This is a genomic window from Streptomyces sp. bgisy159 (genome assembly GCF_965341775.1).
Taxonomy (GTDB): Bacteria; Actinomycetota; Actinomycetes; order Streptomycetales; family Streptomycetaceae; genus Streptomyces.
This window is the reverse complement of record NZ_CBDQZH010000017.1, coordinates 127428-147044: the sequence shown is the minus strand read 5'-3', so window position 1 is coordinate 147044 and position 19617 is coordinate 127428. Positions and strand designations below refer to the sequence as shown.

15 protein-coding genes and 1 pseudogene are annotated in these 19617 nt (G+C 74.6%); 7 read left to right on the top strand and 9 right to left on the bottom strand.

The window, feature by feature from the left end:
* Window positions 1-32: 32 nt before the first annotated feature.
* On the bottom strand, window positions 33-326 hold the full coding sequence (locus tag ACSLTV_RS18820; RefSeq protein WP_432136212.1) for an FtsX-like permease family protein: 294 nt from the start codon (window positions 324-326) through the stop codon (window positions 33-35).
* Between the two features lie 3 nt (window positions 327-329).
* Between ACSLTV_RS18820 and ACSLTV_RS18815 the strand changes: the two are divergent.
* Window positions 330-608 (top strand): annotated as a pseudogene (locus ACSLTV_RS18815) (response regulator transcription factor); the annotation flags it as partial.
* Window positions 609-996: 388 nt separating this feature from the next.
* The gene (locus ACSLTV_RS18810) at window positions 997-2385 is read left to right on the top strand and encodes an MFS transporter (protein ID WP_432136211.1); all 1389 of its coding nucleotides are present in this window, start codon (window positions 997-999) and stop codon (window positions 2383-2385) included.
* 54 nt (window positions 2386-2439) lie between these two features.
* Here ACSLTV_RS18810 and ACSLTV_RS18805 read toward each other — a convergent pair whose 3' ends face one another.
* From ACSLTV_RS18805 to ACSLTV_RS18780, 6 genes are all read right to left on the bottom strand, one after another.
* Window positions 2440-4386, bottom strand: coding sequence for a helix-turn-helix domain-containing protein (locus ACSLTV_RS18805; RefSeq protein WP_435612509.1), 1947 nt, complete (start codon window positions 4384-4386; stop codon window positions 2440-2442).
* 76 nt (window positions 4387-4462) lie between these two features.
* Window positions 4463-5263 (bottom strand): 3-hydroxybutyrate dehydrogenase, encoded by an 801-nt coding sequence (locus tag ACSLTV_RS18800; RefSeq protein WP_432136209.1) that lies wholly within the window; start codon window positions 5261-5263, stop codon window positions 4463-4465.
* A gap of 54 nt (window positions 5264-5317) precedes the next feature.
* On the bottom strand, window positions 5318-5797 hold the full coding sequence (locus ACSLTV_RS18795) for an NUDIX hydrolase (protein WP_432136208.1): 480 nt from the start codon (window positions 5795-5797) through the stop codon (window positions 5318-5320).
* 67 nt (window positions 5798-5864) lie between these two features.
* Entirely contained in the window at window positions 5865-7475 is a 1611-nt protein-coding gene (gene lnt / locus ACSLTV_RS18790) for an apolipoprotein N-acyltransferase (protein WP_432136207.1), read from the bottom strand.
* 267 nt (window positions 7476-7742) lie between these two features.
* Complete coding sequence (locus ACSLTV_RS18785; protein ID WP_432158545.1) at window positions 7743-8288, bottom strand: hypothetical protein; 546 nt, start codon at window positions 8286-8288, stop codon at window positions 7743-7745.
* Between the two features lie 83 nt (window positions 8289-8371).
* On the bottom strand, window positions 8372-9163 hold the full coding sequence (locus tag ACSLTV_RS18780; protein WP_435612508.1) for a glutamate racemase: 792 nt from the start codon (window positions 9161-9163) through the stop codon (window positions 8372-8374).
* 39 nt (window positions 9164-9202) lie between these two features.
* On the opposite strand from ACSLTV_RS18780, the gene ACSLTV_RS18775 reads away from it, so the two are divergent.
* Window positions 9203-10408 carry a glycosyltransferase gene (locus tag ACSLTV_RS18775; RefSeq protein WP_435612507.1) on the top strand — a complete coding sequence of 402 codons (1206 nt, stop codon included), beginning with the start codon at window positions 9203-9205 and terminating at the stop codon, window positions 10406-10408.
* A 14-nt stretch (window positions 10409-10422) separates the two neighbouring features.
* Here the strand turns inward: ACSLTV_RS18775 and ACSLTV_RS18770 are convergent, their stop codons facing one another.
* Window positions 10423-11718, bottom strand: a complete 1296-nt coding sequence (locus ACSLTV_RS18770; protein WP_432158542.1) for a TerD family protein — start codon at window positions 11716-11718, stop codon at window positions 10423-10425.
* Window positions 11719-11981: 263 nt separating this feature from the next.
* On the opposite strand from ACSLTV_RS18770, the gene ACSLTV_RS18765 reads away from it, so the two are divergent.
* The 4 genes from ACSLTV_RS18765 (at window position 11982) to ACSLTV_RS18750 (ending at window position 16745) form a co-directional block, all read left to right on the top strand.
* The gene (locus ACSLTV_RS18765) at window positions 11982-12425 is read left to right on the top strand and encodes a DUF6643 family protein (protein WP_435612506.1); all 444 of its coding nucleotides are present in this window, start codon (window positions 11982-11984) and stop codon (window positions 12423-12425) included.
* A 43-nt stretch (window positions 12426-12468) separates the two neighbouring features.
* Window positions 12469-13293 carry an MOSC domain-containing protein gene (locus tag ACSLTV_RS18760; protein ID WP_432136201.1) on the top strand — a complete coding sequence of 275 codons (825 nt, stop codon included), beginning with the start codon at window positions 12469-12471 and terminating at the stop codon, window positions 13291-13293.
* Window positions 13294-13531: 238 nt separating this feature from the next.
* Window positions 13532-14137, top strand: a complete 606-nt coding sequence (locus ACSLTV_RS18755) for an Rv1733c family protein (protein ID WP_435612505.1) — start codon at window positions 13532-13534, stop codon at window positions 14135-14137.
* 157 nt (window positions 14138-14294) lie between these two features.
* Window positions 14295-16745 (top strand): right-handed parallel beta-helix repeat-containing protein, encoded by a 2451-nt coding sequence (locus tag ACSLTV_RS18750; protein ID WP_432136199.1) that lies wholly within the window; start codon window positions 14295-14297, stop codon window positions 16743-16745.
* A 73-nt stretch (window positions 16746-16818) separates the two neighbouring features.
* Here ACSLTV_RS18750 and ACSLTV_RS18745 read toward each other — a convergent pair whose 3' ends face one another.
* Entirely contained in the window at window positions 16819-19464 is a 2646-nt protein-coding gene (locus ACSLTV_RS18745; protein ID WP_435612512.1) for a hypothetical protein, read from the bottom strand.
* Between the last annotated feature and the right edge of the window lie 153 nt (window positions 19465-19617).

Below are 19617 nucleotides of genomic sequence, written 5' to 3'. Positions count from 1 at the left end.
CCCCCGGCCACGCCGAAGCGGCCGGGGCGGGGTCATTCCCGTACGCCCGCCAGTTCCACGGCCCGGCGCCGCAGGGTGAGCGCGGTGGGGACGACGGTGGAGAGCACGGCGAGGAACGCGCAGGCACCGGCGGCCGTGGTGATCGTGGCCCAGGGGAGCGCGGGCGTGACGGGTGCCGACACGAGTGCGAGCGCGCCGCAGAGACCGGCCAGGCCGAGCCCGGCGACGGCGAGACCGAGCAGCGTGCCCGCCGCGACCACCGTCAGGGCCTCGGCGCTCACCAGCCGCAGCACCTGCCACCCGGTGGCTCCGGCCAGCCGCAGCACGGCGAGGTCGCGGACCCGGTCGGCACGGTCGTCGACCCGGAGGCCGTACGGCAGTTGCTGCGCCGCCGCCGCGACCCGCTGCAGCGGCTCACGCCACGTGAGCGCGAGGTCCTCACCCTGATCGCGCAGGGCCGGTCCAACAGCTCGATCGCCCGCGAACTCGTCGTCTCCGACGCGGCCGTGGGCAAGCGCATCGGCAGCAGCCTCACCAAGCTGGATCTGCCGCCGGCGGACGACACCCACCGCAGGGTGCTGGCGGTCCTGACGTATCTGCGGGCCTGAACGGTCCTAGGGCCCAGGCCCGGCCAGGGGCGCGCGGTTCGCCGTTTCCGCCGGAGGCCGGCAGCCGCCTCTGACGGGCCGGCCCTTCGCCTTCCTCATCGTAATGGCCGGGTTGTGCACCGGGGGACCAGCGCTCTCGCCGCGCGGTCCGGCGTGTGCCCGTCCGTTCGACGGCGCTGCGGACCAGCTCCGTGCACGACCGGCGGCCGACACCACGAGGCCCGGCGAGCAGCAGCTCCCATGCGGTGCCCCGCGGCTCCCCCATGGTGGGCACACGCACACCTGCGCCCAGAACTATGGTGTCCCACCACATGTGCCCCTGACCTGCGGCTTCCTACGGTGTGCCGACACGTACCCGTCCCCACCGCACCCGAGGAAGTGGCGAAACATGACCTCCGCAGCAACCGCTCCCCCACCCCCCGCCAACCTCAAGCGCATCGTCGCCGCCAGCCTCATCGGCACCACCATCGAGTGGTACGACTTCTTCCTCTACGGCTCGGCGGCGGCGCTGGTCTTCAACAAGCTGTTCTTTCCGGGCTCGGATCCGCTGGTGGGCACGCTGCTGTCGTTCCTGACGTACGCCGTCGGGTTCGCGGCCCGGCCGATCGGCGCGCTGGTGTTCGGGCACTACGGGGACCGGCTCGGCCGCAAGAAACTGCTGGTGCTGAGCCTGTTGCTGATGGGCGGGGCGACGTTCGGGATCGGGCTGCTGCCGACGCACGCCACGATCGGCACGGCCGCGCCGGTGCTGCTGACGGTGCTGCGGCTGGTGCAGGGGTTCGCGCTCGGCGGTGAGTGGGGCGGCGCCGTCCTGCTGGTGTCCGAGCACGGGGACGCACGGCGGCGCGGATTCTGGGCGTCCTGGCCGCAGACGGGTGCGCCGGCCGGGCAGCTCCTCGCCACCGGGGTGCTGTCGCTGCTGACCGCGGTGCTGTCCGACGAGGCGTTCGGCAGCTGGGGCTGGCGCATCCCGTTCCTGCTGTCCGGGGTGCTGGTGATGGTCGGTCTGTGGATCCGGCTGTCCGTCGACGAGTCGCCCGTGTTCCAGCAGGCGCTGCGGGCCGCCGAGGCGCGCAAGGCGGCCCGTGCGGATGTCGCCGAGAAGCTGCCGGTCGTCGCCGTGCTGCGCCACCACTGGCGGGACGTGCTGGTCGCGATGGGGGCCCGCATGGCGGAGAACATCTCCTACTACGTGGTCACCGCCTTCATCCTGGTCTACGCGACCAGGGAGGCGGGTGTCTCCAAGCAGACCGCCCTCAACGCCGTGCTGATCGCCTCCGCCGTGCACTTCGTGGTCATCCCCGTCTGGGGTGCCCTGTCGGACCGGCTCGGGCGGCGGCCCGTCTATCTGGCGGGCGCGGCCGGCGTCGGCCTGTGGATGTTCCCGTTCTTCGCGCTCGTCGACACCGGGGGCTTCGGTGCCCTCGTCCTCGCCGTGACCGTCGGCCTGGTGCTGCACGGCGCGATGTACGCCCCGCAGGCCGCCTTCTTCGCCGAGATGTTCGGGACGCGGATGCGCTACTCGGGTGCCTCCATCGGCGCCCAGTTCGCCTCGGTCGCGGCCGGCGCGCCCGCCCCGCTGATCGCCACCGCGCTGCTGTCGGACTACGGCAGCTCCACCCCGATCGCCCTCTACGTCATCGCCGCGGCGCTGCTCACCCTGGTAGCCGTCGGAGTGGCCCGGGAGACCCGGAACCGGGATCTCGCCGACCTCGACACCCCCGCGGAGGGCGATACCGCGCCGGCGCCGGCCGAGGTGGAGGCCCGCACCGTCTGACAGCCGGGCCCGGCCGCGGGCAACGGTGACCCCGTACGCCCCTGGCGTGCGGGGTCACCGCGGTGCCGGGGCGGACAATCGGTGCAGCCGGAGGGCGAGTTGTATCTCCAGGGTGCGGGCCGGGTCCTGCCAGTCGTCGCCGAGGAGCCTGCCGACGCGTTCCAGGCGCTGGGCGACCGTGTTCACATGGACGTGCAGGGCGTCCTTGGTGCGGGCCGGACTCATGCCGCAGGTGAAGTAGGCGTCCAGGGTGCGCACCAGGTCGGTGCCGCGGCGCTCGTCGTACTCCACCACCCGGCCGATGGTGCGGTCGACGAACCCGGTGATGTCCCTCTCCCCGGCCAGCAGCAGGCCGAGGAAGCCGAAGTCGTCGGCCGCCGCGCCGTCGCCGGAGCGGCCGAGCAGCCGCAGCGCGTCGAGGCAGCGACGGCTCTCCGCGTAGGCGGCGACCACCGCGTCGGGGCGGACCGCGGGCCGGTCCACGGGAGCGGAGGCGCCCACGGTGACCGGTTCACGGACGGCCGTGCCCAGATGGCGGGCGGTGCGGCGGGCGAGGTCGGTGGCCGCGTCGCCGGGTGCGAGCGGCAGCAGCAGGACGGTGCCGCCGTCGCGGGCGGCCGCCAGGCCGTGCCGGGTGGCCGCGAGGTGGGAGGCGGCGGACCACAGGCGTCGCCGGGCGGCGGCCTCCTGGTCGGCGTCGGCGGCCACGGTGTCGAGGCGGGCGGCGAGCAGGACGTGCGGGGCGTCGAGGTCGGCGTGCAGCCGGTCGGCGCGCTCGCGCAGCAGGCGCGGGTCGCGGTCGCGGGCGTCGAGGAGGTCGTCGAGCAGTTCGCCCCGGACCCGCTGTTCGGCCTCGGCGGCCGAGCGGCGGGCGAGCAGGAGCAGCGAGGTGACCATGGCGGCGCGTTCGAGGGTGCGCTGGTCGACGGGGTCGAGGCCGGGGTGGCCGTGCAGCACCAGGGCGCCGAGCAGTTCCTCGCCGGCGGCGACCGCGGCGATCCACTCGCTGCCGTGCCGTACGGCGTGGCCCTCGGCGCGGGAGGCCTCCAGCGCGTCGGCCGGTGCGGCGGTGGCCTCGGTGAACTCCACGGTGCCGTCGAGGACCTGCGCGACCGCGGCGGCGACGTCATGGACGCCACCGCCGCGCAGGACCAGCTCGGCGAGCCGGTCGTGGACGTCGGAGGCGCGCTCGATGACCCCGCTGCGGTCCTTGATGATCTCGTTGGCGCGCTCCAGGCCGGCGAGCGCTGAGCGGGTCTCGGTGAGCAGATTGGCGGTGTCGATGGCGGACGCGGCGAGCGCGGCGAAGGAACCGAGCAGCGCGATCTGCTCCCGTTCGAAGACCCGGGCGCGCCGGTCGGCGGCGAACAGCACGCCGATCACACCGGGTCCCAGCATCAGGGGCACGCCGAGGATCGCCACCAGGCCCTCGTCGCGTACACCGGCGTCGATGGCGGTGGTGTGCCGGAAGCGCTCGTCGCGGAAGTAGTCGTCGGTGACGTAGGGGCGGGCGGTCTGGGCGACCAGGCCGCCGAGCCCCTCTCCCATGCCGAGGCGCAGCTGCTGGAAGCGGGCGGCGACCGAGCCCTCGGTGACCCGCATGTAGGTGTCGCCGCGGACCGGGTCGTTGAGGCTGAGGTAGGCGACGTCCGTGCCGAGCAGGGAGCGGGCGCGCTGCACGATGGCCTGCAGTACGGCGTCGACGTCGCGCAGTCCGGCCAGGTCGTGGGCGGTCTCGAACAGCGCGGACAGCTCGGCCTCCCGTCGGCGCCGGCCCTCCAGTTCCGCGCGGACGCGCAGTGCCAGCAGCTTGGCGTGCTCCAGCGCGGCGGTGTGCTCCGGTGGCCGGCCCGCGGCGCGGGCGCGCAGCACCGGCTGCTCGTAGGCTTCGGCGGCCGCCCCTCGGGCCAGCAGCTCCAGGTACGGCGTCTCGGCGCCGCCGGGCAGCGCCGCGCCGTCTTCGGCGGGACGCTCGGCGGACTGCACGTGATCGCGGGACATGTTCACAGGATCACCCATGACCGGGCCGCTTCGTCAGCCCTGTGGAAAACTCCGGGAGCAAGCGCGGCGGGGCCGCTCAGTGGGCCGTCCAGCCACCGTCGAGCACCAGGGAGGTGCCCGTCACGAAGGCGGTGTGCGGGCCGCACAGGTAGGCGACCGCCTCGGCGACCTCCGCCGGTTCGATCAGCCGCCGCACGGCGCTGTCCCGCAGCAGCACCTCGGTCAGGACGCGTTCCTCGGATATGCCGTGCTCGCGGGCCTGGTCGGCGAGCTGCCGTTCGACCAGGGGGGTGCGGACGTAGCCGGGGTTCACGCAGTTGGAGGTGACACCATGCGCGGCGCCTTCGAGGGCTGCCGTCTTGGACAGGCCCTCCAGGCCGTGTTTGGCGGCGACGTAGGCGGCCTTGTACGGCGAGGCGCGCAGCCCGTGCACGGAGGACACGTTGACGATGCGGCCCCAGCCCTGTCCGTACATATGGGGCAGGGCGCCGCGGATGAGCCGGAACGGTGCCTCCAGCATCACGGTCAGCACCGTGTGGAAGACGTCCGGCGGGAACTCCTCCAGGCGGCTGACGCGTTGCAGGCCGGCGTTGTTGACCAGGATGTCGGTGCCGGCGGCGGCGTGTTCGGTGGCGTCCAGATCTGTGAGGTCCAGGACGTGGGGCGCGACGGAGCCGGGCAGTCCGGCGGCGGCCGTGACGAGGGCGTCGAGTCCGGCCGCGTCGCGGTCGACCGCTCGTACCTTGGCCCCGGCGGCCGCCAGCCGCAACGCACAGGCGCGGCCGATACCGCCCGCGGCGCCGGTGACGAGGGCGGTGCGGCCGTCGAGGTCGAGCGGAGGGGTGGGGGGAGCCGGGAAGGGACTGGGCGCGGTCATGTGCCGACCCTAGGCAGCGCCAGAGCCCCCTCCCATGTGGTCCGCGCCCATACTTCAGTCGGCGCTCATAGGGTCGAACCATGTCGGTGTGTCGGACTGGGCCTGCTTGATCCGGAACAGTCCGCCCTCGGCCAGCTCCGGCAGGGCGTCGGGCTCGAACCAGGCGACCTCCAGCGACTCGTCGTCGTTGACACGGGCCTCGCCGCCCACGGCGCGGCAGCGCACGGTGATGTCCATGAACTGGCAGACGTCGCCGTTGTCGTACGTGAGCGGGTCCAGCGCCTGGACGAGGACGACCCGCTCGGCGACGCACCGCACCGCGGTCTCCTCGAACACCTCCCGCACCGCGCAGGCGGCGGGCTGCTCGCCCGGCTCGGGGATGCCGCCGATCACCGACCACTTGCCGGTGTCCGAACGGCGGCCCAGCAGGACTCTGCCCCGCTCGTCGAAGACGATCGCGGTGACGCCGGGCAGCCACAGGGGGTGGTGGCCGACGGACGTCCTGATGGCGCGGATGAACTCGGGAGTTGCCATGGCACCGACCCTAATCGGCCGATGCCGTGGTCCGCGGGGGAAGTCCCCGGACCGGGAGAGCCTCCGGCTAGCGGTCGGCGGCGCGTCGCCCGCGCACGCCCGTCGCGACCGCCCGGCCGAGGCCGCCCACGGCGACGAGCACCAGGGCGATCTCCGGCAGGATCCCCAGCCGGGTGGCGGGGGTCTCGGAGGAGCGCAGGGGCACCTTCTGCACCAGGTGGCCGGCGACGAACATGCCGGTCTTCTGGCTGATCGTCCCGTCCGGCAGGATGATCGCGCTGACACCGCTGGTCACCGGCACGGTGACGGTGCGGCTGTGCTCGACGGCGCGTACCCGCGACATGGCGAGCTGCTGGTAGGTCATCTCGCTGCGGTCGAAGGTGGCGTTGTTGCTGGGTACGGAGATCAGCTGGGCGCCGTGGGTGACGGTGTCGCGCACGGCCCAGTCGAAGGCGGCCTCGTAGCAGGTGGCCAGCCCGATCCTGGTGCCGTCGACGGTGAACACGCCCGGTGTGGTGCCCCGGCTGAAGTCCTGGTGGACCATCGACGTCCAGGTCTCGTTGATCGCGCCGATCAGGGAGCGCATCGGCAGGTACTCGCCGAAGGGCTGGATCTGCCGCTTGTCGTACGTCTGTGTGGGGCCCTCGGCCGGGTCCCACAGGATCTGCTCGTTGTAGAGCTTGCCGTCCCGCTCGACGACACCGCCGACGGAGACCGGGGCGCCGATCGCCTTGGCCGCGTGGGCGATGACCGCGGAGGCGTCGGGGTTGGCGAAGGGGTCGATGTCGGAGGAGTTCTCGGGCCACAGCACGAAGTCGGGGCGCTCCACCCTGCCCGCCGCGACCTCGGCGGCCAGCCGCTCCGTCTCGCGCGCGTGGAAGTCGAGCACGGCCCGCCGCTGGGCGTTGAAGTCGAGCCCGAGCCGGGGCACGTTGCCCTGGATGACGGCGACGGTCGCGGTGCCGTCCTCGGCCCGGTCGCTGACCAGGGAGCGGGCGGCGAGGGCCGCGCCCACGGGCACGGCCAGGCTGAGCACGGCCAGCGCGGCGGCCGACCGGCGGACCTCGTCGGCGCGGCGCCGCGCGAGCGCCAGACGGACGCATTCGTAGAGGCCGAAGCCGCACAGGACGACCGCGAAGCCGAGCACCGGGGTGCCGCCGACCGCCGCGAGCGGCAGGAAGACGCCGTCGGCCTGACCGAACGCGATCTTGCCCCAGGGGAAGCCGCCCACGGGCACACGCGCGCGTGCCGCCTCGCCGGCGGTCCACAGGGCCGCCGCCCACACCGGCCAGGCGGGCAGCTTCGACACCGCGGCGATGCCCGCGCCGACCAGCGCGACGAAGACCGCCTCGACGACCACCAGGGCGAGCCAGGGTCCTGGACCGACCTCGACGCCGGTCCACACCAGCAGCGGCAGCAGGAAGCCCAGGCCGAAGAGGTAGCCGAGGCCGAGGGCCGCCTTCCAGGTCCGGTCGCGCAGCACCCAGCCGAACACGGCGAAGGCCGGCAGGGCCAGCCACCACAGCGGGCGCGGCGGGAAGCTGAGGTACAGGAGCACTCCGGCGAGCGCTGCGGTGGCGGCCGGAACCAGCCGACGGAGCCGCGCGGCGCGCGACACGCGCGCGTTGCGGGGTTCCATCTGGTCCGACGGGCCGACGGGCGTTGCGGTGACGGTCACTGTGGGAGTGTACGGCGGGCGGCCGGGCGGCGGACAGGACGGTGTCGATCACCGTCGGCCGAGCGGGCCGGCCGGCGAGGCCGGGACAGTGCCGGAGCGACCCACCCGAAGCCGCTCGCCCCGCCCACCGCGCCGCGGTGGGCGGTACCGGGCGTCGTGCCGGGCTTCACGGGGCGTGAAGGGCGCGTGCCGCGGCCCTCGCGCCACCCACGGTGATCGGCGACGGCACCCGTCCCCCACCACGGCACCCGCTGCGACAGCCGCCGCTCAGTGGGCGGTACCGGGCTTCGTGGGGCGCAGACGGGTGCGAATGGCGTGCACGGCGGCCTCCGCGTCGTCCACGGTGATCGTGAAGGTGTGCCCGTCCCCCAGCCGCAGCACCACACCCTCGCCGCGCCGTACGACGACGGCGGTGCCCTGCTCGGGCCGCCAGCGGTAACCCCAGCCTCCCCAGTGGCGCGGGGTGATGTGGGGGGCGAAGTCGGCGCCCACGACACGGGAGAGCGGGATCCGGCGGCGCGGCACGCCCATGTGGCCGCAGCGCACCTCGACGGACTCCTTGTCGAGTCTCAGGTCCACGTGGACGAAGGCGAGGGTGCCGAACATCACCAGCAGCCCGGCGGTGATACAGCCGACGACGGCCATCACGAGGGCGGCGGTCCCGGAGGTCCACGGGGCGTCCACGGCCAGCTCGATGCCGAGCGCCATGAAAGCCGCGCCGACGAGCGCCGCTACCCACTGGAACCGGTTGGTGGCGCGTCCGGTCCAGATGTCGGGGTGGGGGGCCTTCTCGCCGGGGGCCTGCTGCCTCATGCCCATGAGGTTACTCAGGTTTCGCTGTGCGGGGAGCGCGTCGCGCAGCGTGACCGCGCCGGCCGCGTCCACCACCTCACGGGTCAGTACGGCTGGGCGGCGCTCACCGTCCGCAGCAGCCGCCCCTCGGCGTAGGCCAGGGCGGCGGCCGGGAGGTCGCCCTCGCGGCCGCTGAGCAGCACCGTGACCGTGCCGGAGGCCGGGGCGTCCGGCTCCGGCCGGGCACCGATGCGGCGCAGGGTCTGGGCGGCGACGGCGTCCGCCGAGCTGTACAGGGTGAGCTCCGGGCCGCCGGGCCGGCACGTGGCGGCGCGGATCCGCTCGGCGACCAGTTCGTAATGGGTGCAGCCGAGGACGATGCCGGTGACGTCGTCGGGCGTGAGGGCGGCGGCCGCGGCGACGGCCGTGGCGACGGCGGTCTCGTCCGCGTGTTCCACGGCCTCGGCGAGGCCCCAGCACGGGACCTCGGTGACCGGTACGCCGTCGGCGAAGTCCTCGATCAGGCCGCGCTGGTAGGGGCTGCCGGTGGTGGCGGGCGTGGCCCAGATGGCGACGGGGCCGCCGCCGGCCGCGGCCGGTTTGATCGCCGGGACGGTGCCGATGACGGGGAGGTCCGGTTCGAGGCGGGCGCGCAGCGTGGTCAGGGCGTGCACGGTGGCGGTGTTGCAGCCGACGACCAGGGCGTCGGGCCGCAGGGCGGCGGCAGCCTCGGCGACGGCCAGGGCACGCCCGGTCAGGTCCTGTGGGGTGCGCGGCCCCCACGGCATGCCGTCGGGGTCCAGGGAGAGCACCAGATCGGCGTCGGGGCGCAGCCGCCGCACCGCGGCGGTGGCCGCCAGCAGCCCGATCCCTGAGTCCATGAGCGCGATCTTCACCCGGCCACGATAGACGATGGACGCCCTCGGGCCGGTCGAGTGGGGCAGACTGCGCGGGTGAGCGCCAACGAGTGGATCGCCTGGACCGCCGCCGTGTCTCTCGCCGCCTGGCTGTGGCTGCTGCTGTGTCAGGGCTTCTTCTGGCGCACCGATGTCCGGCTGCCGCTGCGCGCCGATCCAGGCCGGTGGCCGTCCGTCGCCGTCGTGGTGCCGGCCCGGGACGAGGCGGCCGTGCTGCCGGCCAGTCTGCCCTCGCTGCTGGCGCAGGACTATCCCGGGCGGGCGGAGGTCCTCCTGGTGGACGACGGCAGCTCGGACGGCACCGGGGATCTGGCACGCTCGCTGGCACGGCGGCACGGTGGCCTTCCGCTGACGGTGGTGTCGCCGGGCGGGGAGCCCCCGGCCGGCTGGACGGGCAAGCTGTGGGCGGTGCGGCACGGGATCGCGCGGGCACGCTCGGGTGAGCCGGAGTACCTGCTGCTGACGGACGCCGACATCGCGCACGCGCCGGACAGCCTGCGCACGCTGGTGGCGGCGGCGCACGCCGGCGGCTTCGACGTCGTCTCGCAGATGGCGCGGTTGCGGGTGGCCGGCCTCTGGGAGCGGCTGGTCGTGCCGGCGTTCGTCTACTTCTTCGCGCAGTTGTACCCGTTCCGGTGGATCGCGCGGCAGGGGCGCCGGACGGCGGCCGCGGCGGGCGGCTGCGTCCTGATCCGCGCCCGGACCGCCGAGCGGGCGCGGATCCCGGACTCCGTCCGGCACGCCGTCATCGACGACGTGGCGGTGGCCCGGGCGGTCAAGCGCGGGGGCGGGCGCATCTGGCTGGGGCTGGCGGAGGGGGTGGCCAGTGTGCGCCCGTACCCGCGCCTCGGCGACCTGTGGCGGATGGTGTCCCGCAGCGCCTACGCGCAGCTGCGGCACAGTCCGCTGTTGCTGGCCGGGACGGTGCTGGGCCTGGCAGTGGTGTATCTGGTGCCGCCGCTCGCGCTGGTCGCCGGGCTCGGGCTCGGCCTTCCGGCGGCCGCGGTGCCGGGCGGCCTGGCGTGGCTGGTGATGACGGGGACGTACGTGCCGATGCTCCGCTACTACCGTCAGCCCCTGTGGCTCGCTCCCCTGCTGCCCTTCACCGCGTTCCTCTACCTGCTGATGACGGTGGACAGCGCGGTGCAGCACTACCGGGGGCGCGGCGCGGCGTGGAAGGGCCGCACCTACGCCCGTCCGGACGCGGTGACCGACGAAGGGTGACCGGGCGCCGGGCCCTACTTGCGGCCGGGGGTCCAGTTCATGCCCCAGCCGTAGGCGTGGTCCACCGTGCGCTGCGGGCTGACCCCGCGCTCGGGCACCAGGTAGCGGGCCTCTCGCTGCACGACGAGGTCGCCGCCCTGGTTGGTGATCAGGGCGAGCGCGCACACGGTCGACGGGACGGTGCACTCGTCGAGCGAGAAGTCGACGGGGGCGCCGTGCTGCGGGGTCAGGGTGACGGTGGCGTGCAGGTCGGCGAACGAGCGCGCGCCCTCGTAGACGGTGACGAAGACGAGGATGCGCCGGAAGGCGTCCCGGTGGTCGAGGTTGACCGTGAGGTTCTCGCCGCTCGCGACGGCGCCGGTGCGGTCGTCGCCGTCGAGGTGGATGTAGGGCGGGTGGTGCAGGGCGCCGAAGGCGTTGCCGAGCGCCTGGACGACACCCTTGCGGCCGTCGGCGAGTTCGTACAGGGCGCACAGGTCGAGATCGAGGTCGTTGTGGAGGGCGACCGCCCGGCCGAACTTGCTGCCCCATCCGGAGAACTGCTTGCGGGTCTGCCAGTTCAGGTTCACGCGCAGGGCCCCCGAGGTGCCGCCCTGTTTGGTCAGCGACACCGACGGCGCCGCCTTGGTGAGCGTCACCTTGGTCAGCCGTACCGGCGCTGCGGGCCGCGGGGTCGGCGGCGCGGCCGGGGGCGGCGGCGCGGCGGCGGCCGACGAGGGCATGGTGACGGGGGGTGCGGGCGGCGAGGGCATGGTGACCGGGGGTGCGGGCGGCGCCGTGTGCTGCGGCTCGTCGACCGTGATCCCGAAGTCGGTGGCCAGTCCCTCCAGCCCGGTGTCGTATCCCTGGCCGACGGCCCGGAACTTCCAGGCGCCCTGGCGGCGGTAGAACTCGCCGAGGACGAACGCGGTCTCGGTGCCGGCTCCGGTGCTGTCGAACCGGGCGACGACGTCGCCCCGGGCGGCGTCGCGGACCTCGATGTACAGGCCGGGCACCTGCCCGAAGGAGCCGCCGTCGGCGGAGGCCGCGAGGACCACCGTCTCGACAGGGCCCTCCACGCGCGCGAGGTCGACGAGGAGCGTGTCGGTCACCTGGCCGCCGGCGGTGCGCTTGCCCTCGTGGCGGACCGCCCCGGAGGAGTGCGCGGGCTGGTTGTAGAAGACGAAGTCGGCGTCGGAGCGGACCTTGCGTCCGGCCAGCAACAGCGCGGAGGCGTCGGCGTCGGGCACGCCGGGTCCGGTACGCCAGCCCACCTCGACCCGTAGGGCCGTGGTCGGCACCGGTGTGTTGGAACCCTTCGACATCGACATGTCCGCCCCCTCGTGCGTCTCTCGCTTCTTTTCATGGTCAACCTATTGCGCGAGGCGGCGTACGCCCACCGGGGGCGTCGCAACGGACCGCGCAGACCGCCGGTAACCCCTCCAGAACTCGGGCTTTACACGATTTACATCCGGCGCGCTGCCCCTTTTTCCCAAGTTCGCTCGCATTGGGGATCCCGAGCCCCTGCCGACACGGAAAACAACCCTCTTATCGGTCTCCCCAACCAGCACATCGTGGGCTTAACTTATGTGCCATGACCTCCCCCCGCTCCACCTATGGTGGCGGCTACTACTCGTCCGCCTCCTTCCCGGACACCCCGATCTACGACTCGCTCGTGGCCGAGCGGGGCACCCCGCAGATCGCCCCGATCCGGGTCCCCGCCGCGTACGACACGGGCAGCTCGCTGCCCGCGCTCCCCTCGGCGCTGCCCGCTCTCCCGGCGGCCCCGTCCCACCCCTCCTACGGGTACCCGCAGGCGCCGCAGCCCGCCCCGCTGCAACAGGCACCCGCGGCGGCCTACATCCCGCCCCAGGCCACCGCGCCGCGCGGCTATCCCGGCCCGCAGGGCGGCCCGATGCAGCAGCCCCGGGCCGGCATGCCCGGCATGGGGTACGAGGCGATGCGCCCGGCGGCCCCGCGGCCGGGTCCGGCGCCCTACCAGGATCCGTACAACAACCAGCAGTACCGCGGCTACTGAGCCTCGGCCGTTCGCCGTCGGTGCCACCTGGCACCATGGCGTCATGACTGAGGCGCGACTGCTGTCGATTCATGTCCATCCGGTCAAGGCGGCCCGCGGCGTGGCACCCCGGGAGGCCGTCGTGGAGCCCTGGGGCCTGGCCGGAGACCGGCGCTGGGCGCTGATCGACGACGGGGGAAGGGTCGTCACGCAACGCCGGCACCCGCGCCTCGCCCTGGCCGCCGCCGAGCCCCTGCCCGGCGGCGGCGTCCGGCTGTCCGCCCCTGGTCTGCCGTCGCTGGACGTGGCCGTGCCGGAGCCGGGGGAGACGGTTCCCGTCGAGTTGTTCAGCGACAAGGTGGAAGCGGTCCCGGCCGGCGCCGCGGCGCACACCTGGTGCAGCACCCATCTCGGCGCCGACGTGCGGCTGGTCCATATGGACGATCCCGCGGGGCGTCGGCCCCTCGCCCCGGAGTACGCCCTGCCCGGTGAGACCGTCTCGTTCGCGGACGGCTTCCCCCTCCTGGTCACCACCACCGCCTCCCTGGAGGCCCTCAACGCGCTCATCGCCGGCGGTGACCACCCTCAGGAGGGCCCGCTGCCCATGAACCGCTTCCGTCCGAACGTGGTCGTGTCGGGCACCGAGCCGTGGGCCGAGGACGAGTGGACCCGGCTGACCATCGGCGCGGTGCCCTTCCGGGTCGCCAAGCCGTGCGGGCGGTGCCTGGTGACCACCACCGACCAGGGCACCGCGGCACGCGGCGCCGAGCCCCTGCGCACGCTGGGCCGGCACCGCCGCCGGGACGGGAAGCTGGTCTTCGGGCAGAACCTGGTCCCGCTGGCCCGCGGCACCATCCGGATCGGCGACCCCGTCGAGGCCGTGGGCTGACCGAACCGTTCGACGCGCCCGGAGTTCCGCACCCGGCGAGGTCCCCGCCGTGCTCCCCGCACGGCCCGGCCCCTCGTCTCCCGCTCGGCGGGAACCCCGCCGCGTCCCCCGCTCGTTGGCGGGTCGTGAGCGGTTCGCGAGGGGGCCCGCGAGCCGGTGGTATCCCCCGCTTCGTCCCGGAGTCCCGGGCGGGCGGCTCGGGCGGGGGCCGTCACGGAGCGGGAGGGGGTGCGGGACGATGCGGGCGATCGGCGGGCTCAGGCGCTGGCGGCACAACCCGCTGTGCCGTACGACGGATCTGGTCGAGGCCTGGACCGCCCTGACCGTGCTCCTGCTCATCCTCCTTCTCGCGCCCGTCGCGGGAGTCCTGACCGGCAAGGCGGCATACGCGGCCCTGCAGCGGTCGGTGCGCGAGCAGCACGCCTCCCGTCACGAGGTGGCGGCAACCGTGGTGCGGCGGACTGCCGAGTCCCCGTTCCGGGCGGACCCCGACGGCGGCTCCGGACGCGGCACCCGCACGCGGGTGCTCGCCGAGTGGTCCGCCCCCGACGGCACCCTGCGCCGGCAGCCGGTGCTGACCGGCATCGCCCGACCGCGGGCAGGTGACCGGTTCCGCATATGGACCGACCGTCAGGGCCGGGTCGCCGCCCGCCCGCTGGACTCCGCCACGGCCACCGTCCATGCAGTCCTCGCCGGGTTCGGCGCCGCGCTCCTCGCCGCCGGCGCCGGCGAGGCGGCCCGGCGCACCGTGGTCCGGTGCCTGATGCGCCGCCGGTACGAACGCTGGGACCAGGCATGGGAGCGGGCGGGCCCGGACTGGGGCCGGACCGGCGCCGGCAGCTGACCGCCTTCCGCCTCTGGTCAACTCACCGCCCGCGCGCACGCTACGGTGGACCGGCCGAGGCTTTCGGCATCGACCCGCGCACGAGGGAGAGCCACCGGGGTGCGCCCCGACGGCGAACGAGCCAACCGGTACGACGAGGTGGGGGCACAGCAACACCATGGCACAGGGCACGGTCCAGGTGACGCACACCGGCACATCGCGGTGGCGGCGCCGCACGGGTGAGTACGCGTCGCTCGCCGCCGCCCTGGAGGCCGCGGCGGACGGTGACGTCCTGACCGTCGCCCCGGGGACCTACCGGGAGAACCTCGTGGTGCAGCGGGCGGTGACCCTGCGCGGACCGGACGGTTCCCCCGGGTCGGTGCGCATCGCGCCCGTGGACGGGGTGCCGCTGACGGTGCGGGCCTCCGCGGTGGTGCAGGACCTGCATGTCGAGGGCCAGGACGCGGCGGCGCCCGCGGTACTCGTCGAGGAGGGCACGCCGGAGCTGATGGACCTCCGGATCGTGACCCGTTCGGCGGCCGGCATCGAGGTGCGCGGCATGGCGCGGCCGACGGTGCGCCGGTGCGCGGTGGACAATCCCGCGGGCGTCGGCATCGCCGTACTCGACGGCGGGGGCGGGGTGTTCGAGGAGTGCGAGGTCCTCGCGGCCGGCCAGGCCGGGGTCGCGGTGCGCGGCGGCGCCCACCCCCGGCTGGAGCGCTGCCGGGTGCACCACGCGGCCGGTACGGGCCTGAGCGCGACCGGTGACAACTCCGCGCTGGAGGCGGTGGGCTGCGAGGTCTACGAGGTACGCGGCAGCGGGGTGCAGGTGACCGGCCGGGCCACCGCGCACCTCACCGACTGCGATGTGCACCGCACCACCGCCGACGGCGTCACCCTCGACACCGACGCGGTGCTCACGCTGGCCGACTGCCGTATCCACGACATCCCGGAGAACGCGATCGACCTGCGCTCGCGCTCGGTGCTGACCCTGACCCGCACGACGGTGCGTCAGTTCGGGCGCAACGGCCTGTCGGTGTGGGACCCGGGCACCCGCGTGGACGCCAACCAGTGCGAGATCTTCGACAGCACCGGGGACTATCCGGCGGTGTGGGTCAGCGACGGCGCGACCGCCGTGCTCGACTCCTGCCGGGTGCACGACGTGCCGGACGCGTTGTTCGTGCTGGACCGCGGTTCGCGCGCCGATGTCGTCGACAGCGACCTCTTCCAGGTGCGCAACACCGCGGTGTCGGTGAGCGACGGCGCGACCGCCCAGCTCGACGACTGCCGCATCCGGGACGCCGCGACGGGTGCCTGGTTCCGCGACCACGGCAGCGGCGGCACCCTCGCCAACTGCACCGTGGACGGCACCCAGACCGGGGTGATCGTCACCAAGGGCGCCGATCCCACGGTCGAGCGGTGCACGGTCGACTCCCCCGCCGAGGCCGGCTTCTACGTGTCGGCCGGTGGCCGCGGGAGCTTCCTGCACTGCCGGGTGACGGGCAGCGGCGGCTACGGCTTCCACGTGATAGACGGCTGCCGTACGACGCTGAGGAGGTGCCGCACCGAGCGCTGCGCGCGCGGCGGGTACGAGTTCGCGGACGGCGTCGACACCGCGCCGGGGGCGGGACCCGATGTGGAGGACTGCACCAGCGACGAGTCAGCGGGCCTCAGAACCCCGGTGCCCGCGGTGCGGGAGACGGCCGTGGAGACGGCGGGCGTGACAGCGGGCCTGCTGGGTTCCGTCCCGGAGCAGCGGCCGACCGCGTCGGACCCGCCGGCCGCCGTTCTGGGTGCGGACGCGCCGGAGCAGCCGGTGCGGACCTCGAAGGACGTCCTCGGTGAACTCGACGCGCTGGTGGGCCTGGACAGCGTCAAGCGCGAGGTGCGCGCGCTCATCGACATGATCGAGGTGGGCAGGCGTCGGCAGCGGGCGGGGCTGAAGGCCGCCTCCGTGAAGCGGCACCTGGTGTTCACGGGCTCCCCCGGCACCGGCAAGACGACGGTCGCCCGGCTGTACGGCGAGATCCTCGCCGCGCTCGACGTGCTGGAGAAGGGCCACCTGGTCGAGGTGTCCCGCGTGGACCTGGTCGGCGAGCACATCGGCTCGACCGCGATCCGCACCCAGGAGGCCTTCGAACGGGCGCGCGGCGGTGTGCTGTTCATCGACGAGGCGTACGCCCTCTCCCCCGAGGACGCCGGGCGCGACTTCGGCAAGGAGGCCATCGACACGCTGGTGAAGCTGATGGAGGACCACCGCGACGCGGTCGTGGTGATCGTCGCCGGGTACACCGCCGAGATGGAGCGCTTCCTCTCCGTGAACCCCGGGGTGGCGTCCCGTTTCTCCCGCACGATCACTTTCGGCGACTACGGCCCCGAGGAGTTGCTGCGCATCGTCGAGCAGCAGGCCGAGGAACACGAGTACCGGCTGGCGCCGGGTGCGGCGGAGGCCTTGCTGAAGTACTTCACCGCGCTCCCGAAGGGCCCGGCCTTCGGCAACGGCCGCACCGCCCGCCAGACCTTCGAGGCGATGGTGGAGCGCCACGCGAGCCGGGTCGCTCAGGTCACCGAGCCGAGCACCGACGACCTGACCCTGCTGTACGCGGAGGACCTGCCGGAGCTGAGCTGAACGCACTCTCCGCTGCCGGGCCGCTCGGCACGTCCCCGGGCCGGCCGCCGTCCCGCGCGAAGACGGCGGGGGCTCAGGGGCGCAGCCGGGCCAGCAGACGCTCCCGTTCCTCGGCGAAGGCCGGGTCCGCCTGGTAGTCGGAGTGGCCGAGGAGCGGTGCGGGCAGCGGGTGGCGTCCGGTACGGCCGTACTCCAGCGGGTCGCGCAGGGGCGGGCGGTCGACCGCGGGACCGCAGTGCCCGCACAGTCGGACCGGGCCGCCGATCGGGTCGGTGAGCCGGTACAGATTGCGCCAGCAGTCGACGTCCTCGTGGAGCGCGGCGAGGGCGACAGGACCGAAGTGGGCGGGGAACCAGCGGCCGTAGAGGCGCTCGATCGGAGAGCCGTAGGTGAGCAGGGCGACGCGTCGTCGGGCGCCGGGTTCCAGCTGCCAGGCGGCGGCCGCCGCGAGCACGCTGCCCTGGGAGTGCCCGGAGATCACCAGGCGGCCGCCGGTCTCCCGGGTCCAGGTCGCCATCCGCCAGGTCAGGTCGGGGACAGCGCGTTCGGCGTAGCAGGGCGGGGCGAAGGGGTGGGCGGCGCGGGGCCAGAACGTGCCGACGTCCCACAGGATGCCGATGGTGCGGCGCGCGGCGGCGTCCTTGTAGGCGCGGCGGCCCCAGGTGACGAAGAGCAGGAAGCCGAGCCCGATCAGCCAGGAGCCGAGCGCCTGTGCGATGTGCGCGGCGCCGTGGACGAAGGGGTAGGCGTCCTCGGTGGCCCCGATGGGGGTTCTGCCGCTCAGCCATGAGCCCACGAGGGCGCCGGCGCCGAGGAGCAGGGTGGCGGCGGCGGTGACGGCGACGACCAGGGGCGCGCGGTCGGTGAGTGTGGCCATCGCGCGGGCGCGGGCGATGGCCCCGGTGCGGGCGGTGTCACCCTGCCGGAGCGAGTAGTCCCGGATCACGGCGGCCCGCTCGGCGCGGGCCAGCAGCCAGGCGCGGCGGCCGAGCAGCGCGGTCAGTGCCAGCAGCACCAGGAGGACGGCCGGGATCACCGAGGCCTGCCAGGTCAGCATCACCGGGGGGCCGGGCGTCGACCCTCCGGTGCCGTCCAGCCAGTCGCCGACCCGCTGGGCCACACCACCGGACATCAACCCGCCCAGCGCGCACGCCAGCATGACGACGGCGGGACCGGCGAGCCCGCGCAGGGCGGCCCGGTCGACGGCACCGGCGTCACGCTCACCCTCGGCGCCCGGAGCCTCCTCGGTGTCCGGAGTCTCCTCGGCGTCCGGGGCCTCCTCGATGCGCGGCCCGCCCTCGGCGTCCGGGTCGGCGGCCCGCGTGCGGCCGGTCGGCGGGGCTGCACCCTCACTCGCCCGGGTCCCCCGTCGAGGCTGCTCGTCTCCTCGTGGCAGTTGCCGCTCCTGGTCCATCGAGCCCGTCGGCTGTACGCCCGCGCCGTCCGTTCCTGCCCGGCGGACCGTCTCGTCCCCCGGGACCGCCGACCTGGAACGCCCGCCAGGTGAGCCCGCTCCGCGCGTCTCCACGCCCGCAGGCCCGGCCTGGCCGGGTACGGCGTCCAGTGGAGGGCCGTCGAGCCTCCCGGGGTGCCGTCGGCCGGGGTCCGTGTCCGGTGCCGGCGGGACGCACTGGTGCGAGGTGGTCCCGGGGGCCGGCGTTCCGGTGGGCGCGGTGGAGCCGCGGTGCAGGACGCGGGCCACCACGGCGAGGGCGAGCACCAGTAAGCCCTGGACCAGGGCGATGGCGCCGAAGGTGACGTCCCCGGGCAGCCGGTCCGCCGACTGCCACCCGGGGCGGGACCAGCCGGCGTACACCAGGGTGAGGACGAGCAGCAGCAGGGCGGCCGACGGCAGGCCACGGACCAGGTGCCGGTCCAGCGCCCGGTCCAGCCGGTGTTCGCTGCGGCCTCGGCGGCACACCGCCCACAGGACGGCGAGGCCGCCGCCGCCCAGCCCGCCGAGCAGCAGCCAGCCGAGGGTGTCGAGCAGCGCCGGGCCCCCGGGGCTGCGGTCCTCGCGCGCGGCCGCCGTGGCGACGGCGGCGGCCACCGTGAGCAGCCCGGCCGAGGTGTGGGCGGCGCGCAGCCGCGCCACCAGGCGGCGCCCGTACCAGAACCCCGGACGACTCAGGGCGGTCGGGCTGAGCCGGTCGACCGGTTCGGGCGCGCGTGCCAGCGGCTCCTGGGACTCGTACGCCCGCCAGGTGCGGTGCGAGAGGAACCACAGCAGTCCGGTGAGGGCCGCCGGAACCAGCGCGGCGAGGGCGAGCCGGCGGCCGGGCAGACTCCACCAGCCGTCGCGGGAGGAGGCGGGCGACAGGAAGCCGAGCCAGGTGTGGCGCGCGGCGCACGCGCGCGTGCCCGCGCACTGCCAGGCGGTGAGGTCCAGGGCGACCTCGCAGGCGGCGGCGACGAGCAGCACCGTCAGGCTGAGCGCCGCGAGCCGGACCAGCAGTCCGTACACCCGCACGAGGCGGACGCGCCCTTCGGTGGCGGGGCGCATCCAGTGGGCGAGGTTGACGACCATGAAGGGCAGCAGCACAAGCCACAGGGCGCGGGTGCCGTTGCCGGAGGTGAGGTTGGACCAGACGTAGGCCTCGGGGACGGGCCGGTCGCGGCGGCCCGCGGGGCCGTACTCGGCGTCGACGTCGTCGGCGCGCCGGTGGACGGCGGCCGTGTCGTCGCCGGTGATCCGCACGGTGCGCGGATCGTTGAGCATCTTCTCGGGCGTGGCGCCGCCCACCCCGTGGACGAGGAGTTCCAGGGCGGCTCGGGATCCGGTGGGGCGGTCGGGGCTCGCGGCCCCGTCGGTCAGGACACGTTCCACTGATACGCACTTCCCCCGTGACGCGCGGGCGGATGTCTCCGTGCG